The sequence below is a fragment of the Sodalis sp. RH21 genome (assembly GCF_047324175.1).
In the GTDB taxonomy this organism is placed as follows: Bacteria; Pseudomonadota; Gammaproteobacteria; order Enterobacterales; family Enterobacteriaceae; genus Acerihabitans.
In genome coordinates, this window is record NZ_CP178732.1 from 2,892,215 (window position 1) to 2,913,475 (window position 21,261).

At 56.4% G+C, this 21,261-nt stretch carries 16 protein-coding genes and 1 other RNA gene; 7 read left to right on the forward strand and 10 right to left on the reverse strand.

The window, feature by feature from the left end; all coding sequences use genetic code 11:
- Positions 1-10: 10 nt before the first annotated feature.
- Both pykF and ACL2XP_RS13280 read left to right on the forward strand, forming a co-directional pair.
- On the forward strand, positions 11-1,423 hold the full coding sequence (pykF, locus tag ACL2XP_RS13275) for a pyruvate kinase PykF (RefSeq protein ID WP_413738959.1): 1,413 nt from the start codon (positions 11-13) through the stop codon (positions 1,421-1,423).
- 351 nt (positions 1,424-1,774) lie between these two features.
- Positions 1,775-2,011, forward strand: a complete 237-nt coding sequence (locus ACL2XP_RS13280) for a major outer membrane lipoprotein (RefSeq protein WP_213989638.1) — start codon at positions 1,775-1,777, stop codon at positions 2,009-2,011.
- A gap of 210 nt (positions 2,012-2,221) precedes the next feature.
- On the opposite strand, the gene ACL2XP_RS13285 is transcribed toward ACL2XP_RS13280, so the two are convergent.
- The 7 genes from ACL2XP_RS13285 to sufA form a co-directional block, all read right to left on the reverse strand.
- Positions 2,222-3,280: a L,D-transpeptidase family protein gene (locus tag ACL2XP_RS13285; RefSeq protein WP_413738960.1), complete on the reverse strand. Its 1,059-nt coding sequence runs from the start codon at positions 3,278-3,280 to the stop codon at positions 2,222-2,224.
- 252 nt (positions 3,281-3,532) lie between these two features.
- Positions 3,533-3,946, reverse strand: a complete 414-nt coding sequence (gene sufE / locus ACL2XP_RS13290; RefSeq protein ID WP_413738961.1) for a cysteine desulfuration protein SufE — start codon at positions 3,944-3,946, stop codon at positions 3,533-3,535.
- A 27-nt stretch (positions 3,947-3,973) separates the two neighbouring features.
- Complete coding sequence (gene sufS / locus ACL2XP_RS13295) at positions 3,974-5,194, reverse strand: cysteine desulfurase SufS (RefSeq protein ID WP_413738962.1); 1,221 nt, start codon at positions 5,192-5,194, stop codon at positions 3,974-3,976.
- Positions 5,178-6,479: a Fe-S cluster assembly protein SufD gene (gene sufD / locus ACL2XP_RS13300; RefSeq protein ID WP_413738963.1), complete on the reverse strand. Its 1,302-nt coding sequence runs from the start codon at positions 6,477-6,479 to the stop codon at positions 5,178-5,180. The genes sufS and sufD overlap by 17 nt, the downstream gene beginning before the upstream one ends.
- Positions 6,454-7,200: a Fe-S cluster assembly ATPase SufC gene (sufC, locus tag ACL2XP_RS13305; RefSeq protein WP_413738964.1), complete on the reverse strand. Its 747-nt coding sequence runs from the start codon at positions 7,198-7,200 to the stop codon at positions 6,454-6,456. Before sufC ends, sufD begins: the two co-directional genes overlap by 26 nt.
- Positions 7,201-7,292: 92 nt before the next feature.
- Positions 7,293-8,798, reverse strand: a complete 1,506-nt coding sequence (gene sufB / locus ACL2XP_RS13310) for a Fe-S cluster assembly protein SufB (RefSeq protein WP_413738965.1) — start codon at positions 8,796-8,798, stop codon at positions 7,293-7,295.
- Positions 8,799-8,811: 13 nt separating this feature from the next.
- Complete coding sequence (gene sufA / locus ACL2XP_RS13315; protein ID WP_413738966.1) at positions 8,812-9,183, reverse strand: Fe-S cluster assembly scaffold SufA; 372 nt, start codon at positions 9,181-9,183, stop codon at positions 8,812-8,814.
- Between the two features lie 713 nt (positions 9,184-9,896).
- On the opposite strand from sufA, the gene ACL2XP_RS13320 reads away from it, so the two are divergent.
- On the forward strand, positions 9,897-11,102 hold the full coding sequence (locus ACL2XP_RS13320; RefSeq protein WP_413738967.1) for an MFS transporter: 1,206 nt from the start codon (positions 9,897-9,899) through the stop codon (positions 11,100-11,102).
- Here the strand turns inward: ACL2XP_RS13320 and ACL2XP_RS13325 are convergent.
- A complete protein-coding gene (locus ACL2XP_RS13325; protein WP_413738968.1) occupies positions 11,080-11,532 on the reverse strand; it encodes a hotdog fold thioesterase in 453 nt (150 codons plus the stop codon). The genes ACL2XP_RS13320 and ACL2XP_RS13325 overlap by 23 nt on opposite strands.
- On the reverse strand, positions 11,532-14,741 hold the full coding sequence (locus ACL2XP_RS13330) for an FAD-binding and (Fe-S)-binding domain-containing protein (RefSeq protein ID WP_413738969.1): 3,210 nt from the start codon (positions 14,739-14,741) through the stop codon (positions 11,532-11,534). Before ACL2XP_RS13330 ends, ACL2XP_RS13325 begins: the two co-directional genes overlap by 1 nt.
- Before the next feature lie 311 nt (positions 14,742-15,052).
- On the opposite strand from ACL2XP_RS13330, the gene ydiK reads away from it, so the two are divergent.
- Positions 15,053-16,153: an AI-2E family transporter YdiK gene (gene ydiK, locus ACL2XP_RS13335; protein WP_413738970.1), complete on the forward strand. Its 1,101-nt coding sequence runs from the start codon at positions 15,053-15,055 to the stop codon at positions 16,151-16,153.
- Positions 16,154-16,354: 201 nt separating this feature from the next.
- Positions 16,355-16,456: antisense sRNA RprA (gene rprA, locus ACL2XP_RS13340), an RNA gene on the forward strand.
- 162 nt (positions 16,457-16,618) lie between these two features.
- Here the strand turns inward: rprA and ppsA are convergent.
- Positions 16,619-18,994 carry a phosphoenolpyruvate synthase gene (gene ppsA / locus ACL2XP_RS13345; RefSeq protein WP_413738971.1) on the reverse strand — a complete coding sequence of 792 codons (2,376 nt, stop codon included), beginning with the start codon at positions 18,992-18,994 and terminating at the stop codon, positions 16,619-16,621.
- A 166-nt stretch (positions 18,995-19,160) separates the two neighbouring features.
- Here ppsA and ACL2XP_RS13350 point away from each other — a divergent pair, with 166 nt between their 5' ends.
- Together ACL2XP_RS13350 and ACL2XP_RS13355 are read left to right on the forward strand one after the other, a co-directional pair.
- Complete coding sequence (locus ACL2XP_RS13350) at positions 19,161-19,982, forward strand: pyruvate, water dikinase regulatory protein (RefSeq protein ID WP_413738972.1); 822 nt, start codon at positions 19,161-19,163, stop codon at positions 19,980-19,982.
- 134 nt (positions 19,983-20,116) lie between these two features.
- Positions 20,117-21,163: a 3-deoxy-7-phosphoheptulonate synthase gene (locus ACL2XP_RS13355; RefSeq protein ID WP_413738973.1), complete on the forward strand. Its 1,047-nt coding sequence runs from the start codon at positions 20,117-20,119 to the stop codon at positions 21,161-21,163.
- The last annotated feature ends 98 nt before the right edge of the window (positions 21,164-21,261 follow it).

The following is a 21,261-nucleotide window of genomic DNA, read 5'->3' on the forward strand; positions in this document are numbered from 1 at the left end:
AACCATTGTTATGAAAAAGACGAAAATCGTTTGTACCATCGGTCCAAAAACTGAATCGAAAGAAATGCTTGCCAAACTTCTGAACGCAGGCATGAATGTTATGCGTCTCAACTTTTCCCATGGTGATTTTGCAGAGCATGGCCAGCGCATCACCAACCTGCGCGCCATATTGAAGGAAACCGGCCAGAAAGCCGCCATCCTGCTGGACACCAAGGGTCCTGAAATCCGTACCATGAAGCTCGAAAACGGCAATGACGTGTCGCTGGTTGCCGGCCAGACCTTCACTTTCACCACCGATCAGAGCGTCATCGGCAATAAAGAACGCGTAGCGGTGACCTACCAGGGTTTCGCCAATGATTTATCCATCGGCAATACCGTGCTGGTGGATGACGGCCTGCTGGGCATGGAAGTCACCGACATCACCGAAAGCACCGTGGTTTGTAAGGTACTGAACAACGGCGACCTGGGTGAAAACAAAGGCGTTAACCTGCCGGGCGTCTCCATCGCGCTGCCGGCCCTGGCCGAAAAAGATAAAGGCGACCTGATCTTCGGCTGCGAACAAGGCGTCGATTTCATTGCCGCGTCGTTTATCCGTAAGCGTTCCGACGTGCTGGAAATCCGCGAGCACCTCAAACAGCACGGCGGCGAGCATATCCAGATCATCTCCAAAATCGAAAACCAGGAAGGCCTGAATAATTTTGACGAGATCCTGGAAGCGTCCGACGGCATCATGGTGGCCCGCGGCGACCTCGGCGTTGAAATCCCGGTGGAAGAAGTTATCTTTGCGCAAAAGATGATGATTGAAAAATGCAACCGCGCGCGCAAAGTGGTGATCACCGCCACCCAAATGCTCGATTCCATGATCAAGAACCCACGCCCTACCCGTGCGGAAGCCGGTGACGTCGCCAATGCCATCATCGACGGTACTGATGCGGTCATGCTGTCCGGCGAAAGCGCCAAAGGCAAATATCCTTTGGAAGCGGTGACCATCATGGCCACCATTTGCGATCGTACCGACCGCGTCATGCCAAGCCGTATCGATAGCATCAACGACAGCCGTAAACTGCGTATCACTGAAGCGGTATGCCGCGGTGCGGTGGAAACCGCCGAGAAACTGGAAGCACCCCTGATCGTCGTGGCCACCGAGGGCGGAAAATCGGCCAAGGCCGTACGTAAGTATTTCCCGAAGGCCGAAATCCTGGCATTGACCACCAATGCCCTGACCGCACGCCAGCTGCTGTTATCCAAAGGCGTAACCTGCCAGCTGGTTGACGAAATCGCGTCTACCGACGATTTCTACCGCATCGGTAAAGCCATGGCGCTTGAATGCGGTTTGGCCAAGAAAGGCGAGATCATCGTAATGGTATCCGGCGCACTGGTACCGAGCGGCACCACCAATACCGCTTCGGTTCACCTGCTGTAGTCGGTTCTTCCGCTGCGGTTTGGACCGTGTGAAAAAAGGCCCCCGGTATGCCGGGGGCCTTTTTTATGCCCGCCGCCATTTCCTTTTTGCCGTTTCCACCCCGGCCATGCAATAAAAAATCATAGATAGCACAAAATAACCGGCCTAATTTATGCTAGTTTAATCGGAGTTATCTTATGGAAGGGGGCGGTTTCGGCTATTTTTTTTAACCTCTCTGTAAAACAAGACGTTTCTTTGAGCGGTCGATCGAATTTAATCGTTTTATTACTAAAATTTATTCTCATTCGAAAATACTTTGTGTAATACTTGTAATGCTACATGGAGATTAACTCAATCTAGAGGGTATTAATAATGAATCGTACTAAACTGGTACTGGGCGCGGTAATTTTGGGTTCCACTCTGCTTGCTGGCTGTTCAAGCAACGCTAAAATCGATCAGCTGTCCTCTGACGTTCAAACTCTGAACGCGAAAGTTGACCAGCTCAGCAACGATGTAACCGCTATTCGTTCTGACGTACAGGCTGCTAAAGACGACGCTGCCCGTGCTAACCAACGTTTAGATAACCAAGCTCACTCTTATCGTAAATAAGAGTAATTGCCTTGTTTAGAAAATGGCGCACATTGTGCGCCATTTTTTTTGTCCGCTAACCGCTCCCGTACCGCCTCCCTTCTCCTTAGTTTGTTTTGCTTCCAGGCTCCCCGGGGCGCGGCGCGCCAGGAACCAACCGCTTCATGCCGTTTGCTGGCGCCTGGGCGCCCCCCTGCGGGGCGAAAGCCTATTGGACCGGCGATGGCCGCATCATTGCGTCACCGCTTCATCAGCGGCTTGTGGCGCGCTATTTTTGCCGGCGCTGGCGACATCCGCGGCCAAGGCGGGGGCCCCTCCCTGCTCCACCACCGTCGCCGCCGGCAAACTGTCGGGCTCGATGCCGGTGGAAATCAGGACCGGCATGCCCGAACGCCGGACGATGGCTTCATCGGCGACGGCTTTGTCGGTAGCGGCGTCCCCGAGGAATTTTTTAACCTTGGCGCCGTAAGTAATGCGCATGGTCTGCGGATCGTCGCGATCGTTGTGCGACAGCGGCTGATGCACTTCAATGTAACGCTTGCCGTCCGGTTCGAGGGAAACCTTCACCGGGTCGTTCACCACCTGCACCCGGGTGCCGACCGGCACGCTATTGAACAACGCCTCGATATCCTCCGGCCTTAACCGGATGCAGCCGGAGCTCACGCGCATGCCGATGCCGAAGTTGGCATTGGTACCATGGATCAAATAGGCCCCCTTGCCGGCCGCCAGGCGCAGGGCGAACAGTCCCATGGGGTTATCCGGCCCCGCCGGCACTACGCCCGGCAGGGTAATGCCCTGCTCCGCCAGATAGTGCTTGCGGATATTAGGGGTGGGGGTCCAGGTGGGGTTGGGAATTTTCTGGGTGATGGCGGTGGTCATTACCGGCGTGTTGCGCCCGAGCTGGCCGATGCCGATGGGATAGACGATCACTTTGTTTTCGTCTTTGGGATAGTAGTAGAGCCGCAGTTCGGCAAGATTGATCACGATGCCCTTGCGCGGAGTATCGGGCAGCAGCATCTGGGTGGGAATCGTCAGGGTAGTGCCGGGCTGCGGCAGATACGGATCGGTGCCCGGATTGGCTTCCAGCATCGCCAGCAAGCCTATTTTATAAGCGGCGGCAATGGACTCCAGCGAACCGCCGTTATTGGCGACCATGGCGGTGGTATTTTCGCCGATAAGCCGGCTGTCGGCCGCCGGCAGCGCATACTCGGTCGCATTGGCGGCGGCGGGTACGGCTCCGGCCAGGCAGGAAGCGAAGGCTATACTGACTATGGTCAACGCATTTTTCATAATGACATCCCGCTTGATTTTTATTGTTGGTTAAGACATCCCTGGCGCATAGCTTCCACGGATATAAAGACACAGCCTGAAGGCAAAGAACGGATTACCAATAGCAGCCAAATTCACCGGCCGCTATCAGATAGCGCCGATAATTGCAGTTTAGCAAAACACCATGGGAGATGTCAGGCAGGGGGAAACGATGGTTGCCGCCCCAGGCGGGGCGGCAACCAAACCGCTACGCGGCGCAATCCATACGGGATACTAGAGCGCGGCGGCTTTGGCGCGGATGCCCCGTACCATGGCTTCAAGACCCTGCGAACGGGACGGAGTGAGATGCTGGCTCAATGCCAGCTCGCTGAAAAACGGCCGCACATCCAGCCCGACGATTTCCGGCGCGTCCAGTCCCTGATAGAGGATGAACACCGTGGCGATCAGGCCTTTGACAATCGCCGCGTCGCTGTCGCCCATCAGCCGGACATTGCCCGCTTCATCCCTGGATACCACAATCCACACCTGGCTTTGGCACCCGGCTATAAGATTGCCGGCGATGCGCGCCTCCGGCGGCAGAGGCGGCAGTTGCGCCCCGAGCTCAATGATGTACATGTACTTCTCTTCCCAGTTGCTACAACGGGAAAAGTTACGCAATAACTTATCTTTATCCGGCAAGCTTGCCATTAACCCCATTCTCCATGGCTGTCAGAATTAACCCAGCAAGCGCCGTACGCGTATCAATCCGGCCACCAGCCGGTCGATGTCTTCCCGGGTGGTATATAGCGCCAGGGAAGCGCGGCACATGCTAGGCACCTGATAATACGCCATCAGCGGCATAGCGCAATGGTGCCCGGTGCGGATGGCGATGCCATATTGATCGAGAAAACTGCCCACATCGTAGGCATGATGCTTACCCAGATTAAACGCGATGACCCCGGCGCGGTCGTCCGGACCGTAGAGGATCAGGTCGGGCACCTGCTGCAACGCTTCCAGCGCGTAGCGCATCAACTCGCGTTCGTAGGCATGGATATTGTCAATCCCCAGTTCTTCCACATATCCCAGGGCGGCGCCCAGCCCCATCATACCGGCGGTATTGGGGGAACCGGCCTCAAAACGCCACGGCGCGTCGAGGAACGTGGTGCCTTCGGTCAGGCTGACGGTGCGGATCATGGAACCGCCGCCTTCCCACGGCAGCATGGCGTCGAGCAGCCGTTTTTTGCCGTACAAAATGCCGATACCGGACGGACCGTAGATTTTATGGCCGGAGAATACGTAAAAATCACAGTCGAGGGCCTGCACATCCACCTTCTGGTGCATGATCCCCTGGGCGCCGTCCACCAGCACCACCAGATTGGCGGCCCGCGCCCGCGCAATCAGCCGCGGCAGCGGATTAACGGTACCCAGCACGTTGGAAACCTGGGTAATGGCCAGCAGGCGCGTGCGATCGTCAATTAAATCCGCGAGTTTCGCTTCATCCAGGGTGCCGTCGGACAATAGCGGCAAAACCCGGATATCGATGCCTTTTTCAGCGGCGATGATCTGCCAGGGCACGATATTGGAGTGGTGCTCCATTTCGGTGATGATCAGGTTGTCGCCGGGCTGCAAAAAGTGGCGCCCGTAGCTGTTGGCCACCAGGTTGATGCCTTCGGTGGTGCCTTTGACGAAAATAATCTCGTCTACCGACGCCGCGTTGATAAAGCGGGCGGCCTGGGCGCGCACGTCCTCCATGCGGCCGGTGGCTTCGGCGCTGAGCGTATGAATGCCGCGGTGCACGGCTGCATATCCCTGGCGATAAAAGTCGCTTTCGCTCTCGATAACGACATTGGGCTTCTGTGCGCTGGCCGCGCTGTCCAGATAGGTTAAGGGCTGGCCGTTAACCTCCCGCGCCAGTATCGGGAAATCCGACCGGATACGCTCAATGGGATAAGACATTCATTCCCCCCTGTAAAGAATCGGCGATGCGCGCCAGTACGGTTTCGCGCACCACCTGGTTATCGATCGCCTCGGTGATTTCAGCGGCGAAAGCATGGATAATCATTTTCTGCGCGTCTTCCTGGCGAATGCCCCGCGAGCGCAGATAAAACATCTGCTCTTCGTCGATGCGTCCGACGGTGGCGCCATGGCTGCATTTCACGTCGTCGGCGTAGATTTCCAGCTGTGGTTTGGTATCCACTTCCGCCAGGCGATCCATCAACAGGTTATTATTGGTCATCTGGCCGTCGGTTTTGATGGCATGTTTGGCTACTTTGATCAAGCCGTTAAACACCCCTTTGCCCCGCTCGCGGGCAATGACTTTATGCAATTGGCGGCTCAGGCAGTACCCCTTGTTGTGCTCCAGGTAGGTGCGGGTGTCGGTCACATCATTATGGGACGGCAACAGTAAACTGTTGATGGCCAGATCCGACCCTTCACCGTCGAGACGGGCGCTGGTCTGGTGGCGCGTCAGGCCGGCGCCTAACAAAAAGCTGCTGCTGCGCACCACGGCATCGCGGCCGATAGTGATATCGTTATGGGCGAAGTGATAGCTGTCGCGATGTTCAAACGCCAGCTTGATGTGGCTCAGGCGGGCATTGTCGCCCACCGTCATGGTCAGCCGCGCGCCGGTGAAGTGCGCCCGGCCGTCCGCGCTGATAAAGTGCTCAATCACCTGCGCCTGCGCCCCGCGCTCCACGTCGATATGGTGACGATAATGCAGCGTGTTCAGCTCTTCGCCGGCGTTATCGCCGCCGCGGCTGATGTGCAGCAGGTACAGGGGCCTTTGCGCCGCTTTCCCGGCCGGCAGGCGGATACGCGTCGTTTCACGGCTCAGGCTTTCCGTCAGATGCAGAAAGATTTCCGCTTGAACGGGTTCGGGCAGCGGCTGGCGCTGCGCGTCCCTTTCCACCGTCACCTGCCAGAAACCGGTATCGATATCGCTCAGGCTGGCGTCATAGCGTCCGTCGACAAACACCAGGCGCACGGCATCGAGCTCCAGGCCCAGCTCATCGCGCTGCGCCGGGCTGATGCTTTTGCCTTCGATGCTGGCGAAACGGTGGGCCAGCAGGCCTTCCAGGGGGGTATATTTCCAGTTTTCGTGTTTGCGCGTCGGCAAACCGAGGCGTTCCACATTCTGCCAATGCTCATATGCCTGCGCCGAACGGGTCGCATTAAGCCCCTCGAACAGATGGTGCCATTGTTGCAACGCCTGGGCATTATTGTTGTTCGGTAAGCCAGCCATAGCCTTGCTCCTCAAGCTGTTTCACCAGGGAAAAATCGCCGGATTTAACAATGCGGCCCTGGTAAAGCACGTGTACGTGATCCGGTTTGATGTAATCCAAGATACGCTGGTAATGGGTAACGATAATAAATGAGCGTTCCTCATTGCGCAGGGTATTCACACCGTGCGCCACGACTTTGAGCGCATCGATATCCAGGCCGGAGTCGGTCTCGTCCAGGATGCACAGCCGCGGCTCCAGCGCCGCCATTTGCAAAATGTCGTTGCGCTTTTTCTCGCCGCCGGAAAAACCGACGTTAACCGAGCGGGTAAGCAGATCCTGCGGCATTTTCAGCAAGGCGATCTTTTCTTCGATAAAGTCGGCGAAATCAAAACGATCGAGCGGTTCCTGCTGGCGGTATTTGCGCACCGCGTTTACCGCGGTCTGTAAAAAGAACTGATTGCTGACGCCCGGGATCTCCACCGGATACTGGAAGGCCATGAAAATGCCTTCGCCCGCGCGCTCTTCTGGATCAAGGGCCAGCAGGTCTTTGCCGTTAAACAGCACTTCCCCTTCGGTGACCCGATAATCTTCCCGCCCGGCAAGGGTAGCGGAGAGCGTGCTTTTTCCGGAACCATTCGGCCCCATGATCGCATGCACCTCGCCGGGTTTGATCTCCAAATTCAATCCCTTGAGGATGGATGTGTCTTCCACACTGACGTTTAAATTGCGAACTGTTAACATGTTTTTTCCTTTACCCGACTTTTCAGACCCACTTTTTTCAGACTGACAGGCGGACAGCAAATGCTGGTGCGCGCCAAGCGGCCAATGGCCGGTTAACCCACGCTGTGTTCAAGGCTGATAGCCAATAATTTTTGCGCCTCGACGGCGAATTCCAGCGGCAATTCCGAGAAAACGTCCTTGCAGAACCCGTTGACGATCATCGAGATGGCATCGTCCTCGCTGATGCCGCGCTGGCGGCAATAAAACAGCTGATCCTCGCCGATGCGCGACGTCGTCGCTTCATGTTCCAGCTGCGCCGTATTATTACGCACTTCCACATAGGGGAAGGTATGCGCGCCGCTCTCGCTGCCGATCAGCATCGAGTCACACTGGGTAAAGTTGCGGGCGTTGGTCGCACTCGGCATGATTTTCACCAGGCCGCGATAGGTGTTTTCACTTTTACCCGCTGAAATCCCCTTGGAAATGATGGTTGAGCGGGTGTTTTTGCCGATATGGATCATTTTGGTGCCGGTATCCGCCTGCTGGCGGCCGTTGGTCAAGGCTACCGAGAAAAACTCGCCCACGGAATTGTCGCCGCGCAGGATCACGCTCGGGTATTTCCAGGTGATGGCAGAACCGGTTTCGGACTGGGTCCAGGACATTTTCGAATTATCGCCTTCACACAGCGCGCGCTTGGTGACGAAATTCAGGATGCCGCCTTCGGACTCGCTGCCGGCGAACCAGTTTTGCACCGTGGAATATTTTACTTCGGCGTCTTTATGGGCGATCACTTCCACCACCGCGGCGTGCAGCTGGTAGCTATCCCGTACCGGCGCGGAGCACCCTTCGATATAACTGACATAGCTGCCTTCGTCGGCAATCAGGATCGTGCGCTCGAACTGGCCGGTTTTCGCCGCATTGATACGGAAATAGGTGGACAGCTCCATCGGGCAGCGCACCCCTTTCGGGATATAGACAAAGGTGCCGTCGGAAGCGACCGCCGAGTTCAGCGCCGCGAAGAAGTTGTCATTGGGCGGCACCACGCTGCCCAGGTACTTGCGTACCAGTTCAGGATGCTCGTGGATGGCTTCGCCGAACGAACAGAAGATGATGCCTTGCTTCGCCAGTTTGTCGCGATAGGTGGTAGACACCGACACGGAGTCGAAAATGGCGTCCACCGCCACTTCGCTACCTTCACGTACCGGCACGCCAAGCTGGTTGAACGCGTTTTCGACTTCGCTGGTCAGATAATTATTGGTCGCTTCGATACCGGGCTGCTGCAGCGCCCCGGGCTGGGAGCCGCAGGTATCGTCGCAGCTACCGCAGGAAGGTGCGGAATAATAGCTGTACTCGTTATAATCCAGTTTCTTGTAATGCGCTTTCAACCAATGGGGTTCTTCCATTTTCAGCCAGGCGCGGTAGGCATCGAGACGAAACTCCAGCATCCACTCCGGCTCATTACGTTTAGCCGAGATCGCCCGCACCACATCTTCGCTGATGCCGTGGGCCAACTCGTCGGTGACCAGCTGGGTAAAAAAGCCCTCTTTATAACGTTCGCTTTTTTCCCAGGGTTGCGCGGCATTGATTGCCTCAGGAGTTTCTATATTGCTTCGTGCCATAATGGTTCATCGCTCAAAGACCAAAACTTTCGCCACACCCGCAGGCATGCTGAGCTTTGGGATTGTTAAATTTAAATACGTGATTCAGCCCTTCCTGCACATAATCCACTTCGGTGCCGTCGATAAACGGCATGGCTTTGAGCGGTACATACAGGCGTGCGCCATCGCGTTCATAAACCAATTCGTCTTCATTCGAGTCGGTGGCGACATCCATAACGTAGCCGAAGCCCGCGCAACCCGATTGTTTCACCCCGAGCCGTAATCCCTGCATGGCGGCATTTTGCTCCATCAGATGACGAATCTGCCTGGCCGCGGTCTCGCTTAGGGTGAGTCCCTGCCATATATTTTCTTCTAATGAAAACGTTTCAACCGTATCCATTTGCATAAAACTTACCTCTCAATGTTTCAAGACGATAAACAGCAATCTCTCTATGTTAGTGATATGAATTACCACTGCAACCTTGCCCTTTGTAGGGGAATAGCCAAAAATGGCGTTAAAAAAGCGTTTACTGATAATAATAACCGTTTTATTACTGTTTGTCCCGCTATCCGTCGCGGGGATGATTTTTTATTCATTTGATTTTAAAGAATAAAGTCAAATAAAGACCCTATTATAAATATCAGAACTCTTATTGCGGCTAAATAAAAAAAACTTCATCGAAAAAAACTATTTTTATGACAGGCCAACTTTATCGCACCCGTTTTGCGCATTTGTTATGCATTTTAAAATAGATCCGGCGTGTTTATCAGCGGGAAATGCCCGTAAAAAAACGCTTCCAATTGATAATGATAACCATCTCTATTGATATAAGCATTTCTCAACGCATAGATATTCATATTATTCCGCTGTTCTCATTTGCCACAAGCAATCCGTGCGATTAAACCGCCCGCCTCCGGCTTATCCCCGCCATTGGCCGCTTGATTTTGCTCAATGCTTTTTACATTTATAGTACAATTATATCACACAACGGGGGTTTGAGCAGGGCCGGCGTGCGCAGCGACCCCCGGGTCGTAATGATTTTTAGCATTTTAATCGGTGAACCGCCGCGGCGGTGCGGTATGCTGGGGCAAATTTAGTGTGCCGGACTCGCCAAGCCTATGCCCTCTTCCGTTGCCCCCGTTCCTGTCCTGACTACGCGCCAGCTGAATAAACGCATTCTCCCAATCGTTTTTTTTACTTTCATCTGCTACCTGACCATCGGCCTGCCGCTGGCCATTATTCCCGGTTTTACCCATACCCAGTTGGGCTTTAACACCGTTATCGCGGGTTTTGCCATCAGCATCCAGTATATCGCCACTTTGCTGAGCCGCCCCCATGCCGGACGTTATGCCGATGTGCTGGGCCCCAAAAAAGTGGTGCTGTTCGGCTTGGCCTGCTGCAGCCTGAGCGGCCTGGGTTATGGGCTGGCCGCCTGGACGCACGCGCTGCCGTGGGTCAGTCTGGCTTTGCTGTTCGCCGGACGGCTGGTGCTGGGGGTCGGCGAAAGCTTTGCCAGTACCGGCGCCACGTTATGGGGCATAGCCAGCGTAGGCCAAAGGCATACCGCGCGGGTGATTTCATGGAACGGCGTGGCCACGTACGGGGCCATCGCCGTCGGCGCGCCGCTGGGGGTGTATGTAAACGACCTCGGCGGCATCGGCGCCGTCGGCGCATTTATTTTACTGGCGGCTCTCATCGCCTGGTTTCTGGCGGCGCGTAAAACGGCGGTGTCCATTTCCCCCGGCACACGTATCGCCTTTAGCACCGTAGTGGGCAAAATCTGGCTGTTCGGACTGGGGCTGGGATTGGGTACCATCGGGTTCGGGGTCATCGTCAGTTTTATCACCCTCTATTACGCCGAGCGCTCCTGGGCGGGGGCCGCCTTCGCGCTGACGTTGATGAGCACCGCTTTTGTCGGCGTGCGGCTGATGTCGGGCGACACCATTAATAAGTACGGCGGGCTAAATGTTTCACTGCTGTCTTTTATCTGCGAAACCTTGGGGCTGCTGCTGATTTGGCTGGCGCCTAATCCCCTGGTGGCGGGCATGGGCGCATTGTTGACCGGCGCCGGGTTCTCGCTGGTATTCCCGGCCCTGGGGGTCGAGGCGGTAAAGCAGGTGCCGCCGCCCAACCAGGGCACCGCGCTTGGCACCTACACCGCGTTCCTCGATTTGGGTCTCAGCCTGGCGGGGCCGGCGGCGGGCCTGATTATGTCCCATCTGGGCATGTCGTATATTTATCTGTGCGCAGCGATGATGGCCGGCCTCGCCGCGTTGCTGATACTGCACCTGAAACGGCGTATCAATCGGCGCCACCCGGTTTAGCCGGCGCCTTGCCTGATGCAGATAGCACCGCCGTGGTCAGCCGTGCGATGCAGCTCAAATGATTTTTGCTATCGTGCAGACGAATTTCCCACACCTGGTGGGTACGGCCGATGCGGATGGCGCGGCATATCCCGCGCACATATCCCTCTTTTACCGCCCGCAGGTGGTTGGCATTGATATCCAACCCGACGACCCGATCGTTCCCCGTGGTGCACAGGTAGCCGGCCACCGAGCCCAGGGATTCGGCCAATACTACCGACGCTCCGCCGTGCAGCAGGCCGTACGGCTGGCGGGTGCGGCGATCTACCGGCATGGTCCCCTCCAGTTCATCGTCGCCCAGCCGGGTAAAAACAATGCCCAGATGTTCCACCAGGGTGCCCGCATTGAGGTGGTTAAGCGCCTCAAGCGATGTTGCGCGTGTCCAAATCATCAAATGATCTCCAGTAGCGCCTGTAGCGGATGACGAATGCCCTCTCCTTCGATGCGCTTGACCTGGCTGCGGCAAGAGTAGCCGGTGGCCAGGCAGCGGGCGTGCGGCAGGCGTTGCAGGGCCTGCTGCCATGACAGGGCGTAAATACCGCGCGAGTTTTCCAGGTTGGCGCTTTCGTGGCCGTAGGTGCCCGCCATGCCGCAACAGCCGACGCTCACGGTCTCAAGCGTCGCGCCGAAGCGGGCGAAAATGGACGCCCACTGCTGGCCGCTGGCCGGCAATTCGGTGGCTTCCGTACAATGGCCAAGCAGATACCAGGGAGCGGCGGAAAGGGTCTGCGTCGTCGCTGGCTGTGGTCCGGCCGGTCGAGTGATTTCCGCTTCAGCCGCCGCGGCGGAGGCCGCTAAAGCAGGCTGGGCGGTCGCGTCAGGTGACACCGTCACTGGTGACTGCGCCGGTGCCGATAAGAGCGCAGGCGCGGCTGCTACAGGCGCCGCCGCACCGCCCGCCGGCAGCGTCATAAGCCATTCATGTACCAGCAGCACCTTAAAATCCCCACGGGCGTCGGCGAGTATCTCGCGGTATTCGTCGCGATAGCAGAGCACCAGCGCCGGGTCCACCCCGACCATCGGCAGGCCCAGACGCGCGGTACGGTTAAGGAAATCGGCGGTTTTGGCGGCGGTTTTGGCGAAGCGCTGTAAAAAGCCCTTGATATGCTGGGCTTTGCCATTGGGCGAAAACGGCAGCAATACCGGTCGATATCCCAGTTTTTCCACCAGCAGGACAAAATCGGCGACCACGTCGGCATCATAAAAACTGGTGAAGGGGTCCTGCACGATCAAAACATAATCCCGCCGCTGGCCGGCGGTCATCCGTTCCAGTTGCTCAAGGGTCACCCCGCTTGTCCGCCGGCCGGCCAGGCGGGCGCGTAACGGCGGTGCGGACAGCAGCGGCAAATCCACCATGCCGATGCGCGCGCGGCCGAGTTCCCGCAGCCACGGTTGTTTAAGGAAAAAGTTAAACAGCCGCGGGGCGCGGGCCATCAGCGGCGCATAACCTTCCACGCCCGCCACCAAATGATCGCGCACCGGGCGCAGATAACGCGTGTGATAGAGCTGGAGAAAACGGGAGCGGAAACCCGGCACATCTATTTTTATCGGACATTGTGTCGAGCAGGCTTTACAGGCCAGGCAGCCGGACATGGCCATTTTGACTTCGTGGGAAAAATCGTACTCGCCGCTCGCCGCCCGCAGGCTGTTGCGCGTTCGGCTGACCAGATCGCGCAGCGTGGCCATGCCGGTCGGCAGGTTTTTCTCCAGCAACAGCGGATCGACCCCTTGCTCCGCCAGCAAACGCAGCCATTCCCGCACCAGGGTGGCGCGGCCTTTGGGGGAATGAATACGATTGCCGGTAATTTTCATCGAGGGGCACATGGGGCTGCGGGCGTCAAAATTAAAACACAGGCCATTACCGTTGCAATCCAGCGCGCCGCGAAAAGAACCGCGCACCGCCAGCGGAATTTGCCGATCGAAGGTGCCGCGTTTGACCGCATCGATGGTTTTCATCGGCGCCAGGCTATCCACCGGCGAACAAATTTTGCCGGGATTCAGCCGGTTACCGGCGTCAAAGGCCGATTTGATCAGCCGCAGTTCGTGATAAAGGACATCGCCGAAAAACGCCGGGCTGTATTCGGCGCGAAAACCTTTGCCGTGCTCGCCCCATAGCAGGCCGCCGTATTTGGCGGTAAGCGCCACGATGCTATCCGACAGCCGCTTCATCACCATTTCCTGCGCCGGATCGCACATATCCAGCGCCGGACGCACATGGAGCACCCCGGCGTCCACATGGCCAAACATGCCATAACTAAGATGATTATCATCCAGCAATTGACGGAATTCGTTGATATAATCGGCTAAATGCTCAGGGGGCACGCAGGTATCCTCAGCGAAGGGAATAGGCTTGGCGCTGCCCTTGCTGTTGCCCAGCAGTCCCACCGCTTTTTTGCGCATGGCGTAAATTCTTTCGATGCCGGCCAATCGATCGCAGATTTGATAGCCGATCACGCCGTCTTGCCCCTGCGCCATCAGATTATCAAGTCCAAGGCAAAGGTCGGCGAGCTGGCGCCCGATAAGTTCGGCATCGTCGCCGGCGAATTCCACGATATTCAGCCCCAGCACCTCACGGCCCGGCACATCCGCGATCAAATCGCGCACCGAGTGCCAGACGATATCTTCCCGCGCCAGGTTCAGCACCGTCGAGTCCACCGTTTCAACCGAAAGCGCATGGGCCCGCAGCATAAACGGCGCATTGCGTAGCGCCGAATTAAACGAATCATATTTCACATTCACCAGCCGGCGCACTTTGGGCAGCGGAGTGATATCCAGGCGGGCCTCGGTAATAAACGCCAGGGTGCCTTCGGAGCCGGTCAGAATGCGCGTCAGGTCAAAAGTTTGCAGGTCGTCGCTATAGACATGGCGTAAATCGTAGCCGGTAAGAAACCGGTTCAGCTTGGGGAATTTTGCCAGAATCAGCCCGCGCTGCTCCCGGCAGCGTTCCAGCACCGTGCGATAAATCCGCCCGACCGGATTATCCTGCGCGGCCAATTGCTCCGCCTGGGCGGTAGGCATCGCCTGGGTATCGAGCAGCTCGCCGCCCATCAGCACCGCCCGGATGCCCAGGACATGATCGGAGGTTTTGCCATAGACCAGCGAACCCTGCCCCGACGCATCGGTATTGATCATCCCGCCCAGGGTGGCGCGATTACTGGTGGACAACTCGGGGGCGAAAAAATAGCCCAGCGGGCGCAGGTACTCGTTGAGCTGGTCTTTGATCACCCCCGCCTCGACCCTGACCCAACCCTGCTGCGGGTCCACTTCCAGGATGCGGTTCATATAGCGCGACATATCCACGACGATGCCGGTATTAAGCGCCTGGCCATTGGTGCCGGTGCCGCCGCCGCGCGGGGTAAAAGCCAGCGCGGCGAAGCGCGGGTCGTGCGCCAGACGGCTAATCAGCGCCACATCGGCGGTATGGCGCGGAAAGACCACCGCGTCGGGCAACAACTGGTAAATGCTATTATCGGTGGCCATGGTGAGCCGGTCGGCATAGGTGGTGGCCGTGTCGCCGGTAAAGCCGCTGAGTTTGAGGGTGTTGATAAAATCAATTACCGGCTGCGCCAGTCCCGGCGCCTGCGAAATCTGTGGGATCATTGACTCTGGGCCTGCTGTTCGATGATGAATGGGTTCGGCATCACGGTTTTTTGAGGGTGCGTATGATTGTTTTATCATATTTCTTTTTGTCGTGCGCCGTTGCCGAAGAAAAATCTTCGCCTATGCTAGGTTAGCGCCCTGACGCCCCGGTGCGAATGCTCCCGCGCCCCCGGGTTAAACTTTTTGCGCCGGTCTGTCAAAAAACCGTGAAATAACGCATTATTATGGCTGTTGCTGACGAACGGATTTATTTTTGCCGCTCTATGTCATACCGCTTTGACCAGCCTGTTAACTGAGGTGAAAACTTTTTGATGGATTACCCGCGTCAACTGCTTGATCTGCCAAGGATGCTGTTTAGCGTAACGTTTATTGCGCTCATGACATTGGCCTGCTTTTGGGTCGTGCAACCGTTTATCCTGGGATTTGCCTGGGCCAGCATGGTGGTCATCGCCACCTGGCCGCTATTGATCAAATTACAAAACTTGCTTTGGGGGCGACGCTCGCTGGCGGTGGTCGTCATGACCATATTGCTGCTATTGTTGTTTGTGCTGCCGGTTTCCATCCTGATCAGCAGCGTCATCGATAACAGCGCCCCGCTGATCGCCTGGGCCACACAGCCCAACCGCCTGACGTTGCCCACCCTGCATTGGCTCCGTGACGTGCCTCTGGTCGGTCATAAATTATATTCCGGCTGGCAAACCATGATTTCCGGCGGCGGCGGCCCCCTGGTCAATAAGATACAGCCGTATATCGGCCAATCGGCCACCTGGCTATTATCCCAGGTGGCGCAGGTGGGCAGTTTCCTGATTCACTGCGGCCTGATGATTTTATTTAGCGTACTGCTCTATATCCGGGGCGAGCGCGTGGCGCTGGCGGTGCGCCATTTTGCCATTCGCCTGGGCGCCGAGCGCGGCGACGCCTCGGTGCTGCTGGCGGCGCAAGCCATCCGCGCGGTGGCGCTGGGCGTGGTGCTCACCGCCATTGTGCAGTCGGTGCTGGGCGGTATCGGGCTGGCGGTTTCCGGCATCCCGCTGGCGACGATTCTGACCATTGTGATGTTTATCCTCTGCATCGCCCAATTAGGCCCGCTGCCGGTACTGATTCCCGCCATGATATGGCTTTACTGGAGCGGCGACACCACCTGGGGCACCGTCCTGCTGGTTTGGAGCTGCGTGGTGGGAACCCTGGATAATATCCTGCGGCCGATATTTATCCGTATGGGCGCGGACTTGCCGATCCTGCTGGTGCTGTGCGGCGTTATCGGCGGGTTGCTGGCGTTTGGCATGATTGGCCTGTTTATCGGGCCGGTGGTGCTGGCGGTATCTTACCGGCTGATTTTCGCCTGGGTGCACGAAGCGCCGCCGCCGACGGAAATACACGACCCCGAAAAACATTTAAGCGATCTTACCTGATACTCGTAGGGCTGAAAATAAAACAAATGATGCCGCAATCTCAGGCTCCCGACGGGAGCCTGATTATTTTACCGGTCATAGTACGCCAAGGTCGTGCAATGTTTAAATAAGTACGATCGGGCGCTGCGCAAATTAGCCTTTTATTTGCTATTCAGAGGATTCTTAATGACGAAGCTCACCTCAATTAATATTATTAGCCCATCAATTAACTCAACTCACTGATTTTACATCAAGGTTTCCCCTGAGTTAAATGAATTGCTGTGTGTAGTCTTTGCCCGTCTCATAGGATGGGCTTTTTTTTATTTTTTTCCGCGCTCCTGATGAATCCTTACCCTGAATAGGGCGGTTGCGCCGGTCAAATTTTATAAATTCACCGTTTAGAAAAAATGCGAGATAAATAAAAAAGCCGGCGGACCGGCCGGCTTTTTTCCTGCTGCATTTCCTGTTTCAAATAATGGGCCGATATTACAGCTTGGCCAAACTTAGCCAGGTTTTAACCACCGTATCCGGATTAAGGGACAGGCTGTCAATGCCCTGTTCCATCAGCCAGGCCGCGAAATCCTCATGATCCGACGGTCCCTGACCGCAAATGCCGACATATTTCCCTTGCTGTTTGGCTGCCGCGATAGCCATGGACAACAAGGCTTTGACCGCCTCGTCGCGCTCGTCAAACAGTTCCGATACCAGGCCGGAATCGCGGTCCAGGCCCAGGGCCAGCTGGGTCATGTCGTTCGAACCGATGGAGAAACCGTCGAAATGCTGTAAAAACTGCTCCGCCAGCAGCGCATTGGAAGGGATTTCACACATCATGATGATTTTCAGCCCCTGTTCGCCGCGCTTAAGACCCTGGCGAGCCAGTTCGTCCACCACCGCTTTACCCTGTGCTACCGTGCGTACGAAGGGGATCATGATTTCCACATTGGTCAATCCCATATCATTGCGCACCCGTTTGATGGCATCGCATTCCAGGGCGAAACAGGCTTTGAAATTCGCGGAAACATAACGGCCGGCGCCGCGAAAACCGAGCATCGGATTTTCTTCGTCGGGCTCGTAGCGTTCGCCGCCCAGCAAATTGGCATATTCATTGGATTTAAAATCGGACAGCCGCACTATCACCCGTTTGGGCCAGAATGCCGCCGCCAGCGTGGAAACCCCTTCGGTCAGCCGGGCGATATAATACTCTTTCGGGCTGTCGTAGCCTTGGATCATATCGTTGATTTCCTGCTGCAGCTTAGGCGTTTGATCGTCGAACTCCAACAGGGCCCGGGGATGGACGCCGATCATACGATTAATGATAAACTCCAGCCGCGCAAGGCCCACCCCGTCATTGGGCAAACCGGCGAAGTCGAACGCCCGGTCGGGATTGCCGACGTTCATCATGATTTTCAGCGGCAACTCCGGCATCCGATCGATTTCCGAACTGTTGACGGCAAAATCGAGCAACTCCTGGTAGACATACCCCGTATCCCCTTCGGCGCAGGAGACGGTGACATTCTGCCCTTCGGCGATACGCTCGGTGGCGTCGCCGCAGCCGACCACGGCGGGAATGCCCAGCTCGCGGGCGATAATGGCCGCATGGCAGGTTCGCCCCCCGCGATTGGTGACAATAGCCGCGGCCTTTTTCATGATCGGCTCCCAGTCGGGGTCGGTCATATCGGTCACCAGCACATCGCCGGCCTCGACCCGGTTCATTTCGCTGATGTCATGGATGATTTTTACCGGGCCGGCGCCGATGCGATGGCCGATGGCCCGGCCTTCAATCAGGACCTCGCCGCGCGCCTTAAGCTGGTAGCGTTCCATGACCTGGCCGCGCGAGCGCACCGTTTCTGGCCGGGCCTGCACGATAAACAGCTGGCCGGTATGGCCGTCTTTGGCCCATTCAATATCCATGGGGCGTTTATAGTGCTGCTCGATTTGCAACGCCTGGCGGGCAAGATCCTGTACTTCTTCGTCGGTAAGCGCGAAGCGGCGGCGTTCGTTTTCCGGCACATCCTCGATTCTTACCTGCTTGCTGTGTTCCTGGCTATCGGCATAAACCATGCGGATTTTTTTCGAGCCGATATTACGCCGCACTATCGCAGGCCGGCCGGCCTGCAGAGTAGGTTTATGCACATAAAATTCGTCGGGGTTGACCGCGCCCTGCACCACCATTTCGCCCAGGCCGTAAGCGGCGGTGATAAATACCACTCGATCGAAACCGGACTCGGTATCGATGGTGAACATCACGCCGGCCGCGGCCAGGTCGGAACGTACCATGCGCTGCACGCCGGCGGACAGCGCCACGCCGCGGTGATCATACCCCTGGTGCACCCGGTAGGAGATGGCCCGATCGTTAAACAAGGAAGCGTAGACGTGCTTAATGGCGGTCATGACCGCGTCGATGCCCTGGACGTTAAGAAAGGTTTCCTGCTGGCCGGCGAACGAAGCGTCGGGCATATCTTCCGCGGTAGCGGACGAACGTACGGCAAAGGAAGCCTCGTCGTCATCCTTGGACAATTGCTGGTAAGCGGCACTGATGGCGGCCTGCAGCTCGGGCTGAAACGGGGTATCGATAATCCATTGCCGGATTTGCTGGCCGGCCTGGGACAATTCACCGATATCATCAATGTCGGTGCGATCCAGTAATTCATAGATACGCTGATTAATGCCGCTTTGATTAAGAAAATCATTAAACGCCTTGGCCGTAGTGGCAAAACCGTTCGGCACAGAGACGCCAAGGGCGGATAAGTGCGTAATCATTTCTCCCAGGGACGCATTTTTGCCGCCAACGCGCTCAACATCATGCATGCCGAGTTGGTCGTACCATAATACGCTATCTGAATCATTATCAGTTTGAGACATCTGCGTCTTCCTTTTATTACTTATAATGGAATAGGGTAATGCCAATATTAATGCCGGTATTGATGACCATCTTGAGCGTAGCATAAACCTCCATGCTTAGGCCCAGGGTGAATCGTGCCAGCCCGAAAAATCAGAGTTTGCCGCAACGACAAGCCAGGAGTGGTCTATGGAACGAAGCGTTTTTTTCATCTCCGATGGCACCGCCATCACCGCGGAAGTGGTCGGCCATGCGGTGCTATCCCAATTTCCGGTGTCCACCGCCAGCTTCACCCTGCCCTTTGTAGAGACCGAAACCAGGGCGCTGGCGGTCAAGGAACAGATCAATGCGATCCATAAGCAAAGCGGTCTGCGCCCGCTGGTGTTTTATTCTATTGTTTCGCCGGTGATCCGCACCATTGTCGAAAGCAGCGATGGATTTTGCCAGGACGTGGTACAGGCGCTGGTGGCCCCGCTGCAACAGGAACTGGGACTGTCCCCCGATCCGGTGGCCCACCGCACCCATGGACTGACCGCCACTAATCTCACCAAATACGATGCGCGCATCGCGGCGATTGATTACACCCTGGCCCACGATGACGGTATTTCCCTGCGTAATCTCGATCAGGCGCAAATCATCCTGCTGGGCGTGTCCCGCTGCGGGAAAACCCCTACCAGTATTTATCTGGCCATGCAGTACGGTATCCGCGCCGCCAATTATCCGTTTATCGCCGACGATATGGACAATTTGCGTTTACCGGCCGCGTTAAAACCGTTTCACGATAAGCTGTTCGGCTTAACTATCGACCCCGAACGCCTGGCGGCTATCCGCGATGAACGCCTTAATAACAGCCAATACGCCTCCCTGCGGCAGTGCCGGCTCGAAATTAATGAAGTCGAGTCATTGTTTCGCAACAATCAAATTCGTTATCTCAACTCCACCAATCATTCCGTTGAAGAGATAGCCACTAAAATAATGGATTTATTAGGAATGAACCGGCGCATGTACTAGCCCAAGGCCGCAGAACGCCGAGCCGCTGCGCAAAGTCATTATTATTGTTGAAATCATCTGGTTTTGGTTTATTGTGATCGCCATCACTTCCCGGTATTTTCACCGTTGAGAAGAACACATTTTAGAGATTGTCCATGTTTAACACTGATGAATTGCGCACCAGGCGCATCGGTCGTCTTATCGAGCCCGCAAAATTAGCCGAATTATTACCGATCGGCCCTCAGGTGGCGGAAAATGTTACCGGCGCGCGCCATCGTATCGAAAACATCCTGCATGGCCGGGATCAGCGCTTATTGGTGGTGATCGGCCCCTGCTCCATTCATGATATCGACGGCGCCATCGACTATGCCCGTCAACTCAATACGCTGCGCCTGCGCTACCAGGATCGTCTGGAAATCGTGATGCGCACCTATTTTGAAAAACCCCGTACGGTGATTGGCTGGAAAGGCATGATTGCCGACCCGGGCCTCGACGGTACCTTTCGGGTCAACGATGGGCTGGAAGCGGCGCGGCGTTTATTACTGGCGGTAAATGAATTAGGCATGCCCACCGCCACGGAATTCCTGGATATGGTGGTCGGCCAATACATTGCCGATTTAATTAGCTGGGGCGCCATCGGCGCGCGCACCACGGAAAGCCAGATCCACCGGGAAATGGCATCGGCGCTGTCCTGCCCGGTCGGGTTCAAAAACGGTACCGACGGCAACACGCAAATCGCCATTGATGCCATCCGCGCCGCCCGCGCGTCCCATCTGTTCCTCTCCCCCGACAAACAAGGGCAGATGACCATTTACCAGACCGCGGGCAATCCTTACGGCCATATCATCATGCGCGGCGGCAAGACGCCCAATTACCATGCCGTAGACGTTCTCCAGGCCTGCGAGCATTTGGCCGAGTATGATTTACCGCCGCATTTGCTGGTGGATTTCAGCCATGGCAATAGCCAAAAACAGCATCGGCGCCAACTGGACGTGGCAGAGTCGGTTTGCCGCCAGATAAAGGATGGTTCACAGCGGGTGGTGGGCATTATGGCGGAAAGTTATCTGGTAGAAGGCTGCCAGACGCCGATCCCCGGCCAGGCGCTAACCTACGGTCAATCGATCACTGACGCCTGCCTGGGCTGGGAAGATAGCGAAAAACTGCTGGCTATGCTGGCGGCCGCGGTGGATAGCCGTTTCTAACCCGCAGCAAGCGTTGAGCCGCACCGAAAAAAGCCGCCTCTGCGCGGTTTTTTTTGCAATTGTCCAGCATACCGCCAACGGAAAAAAAGAGTTAAATC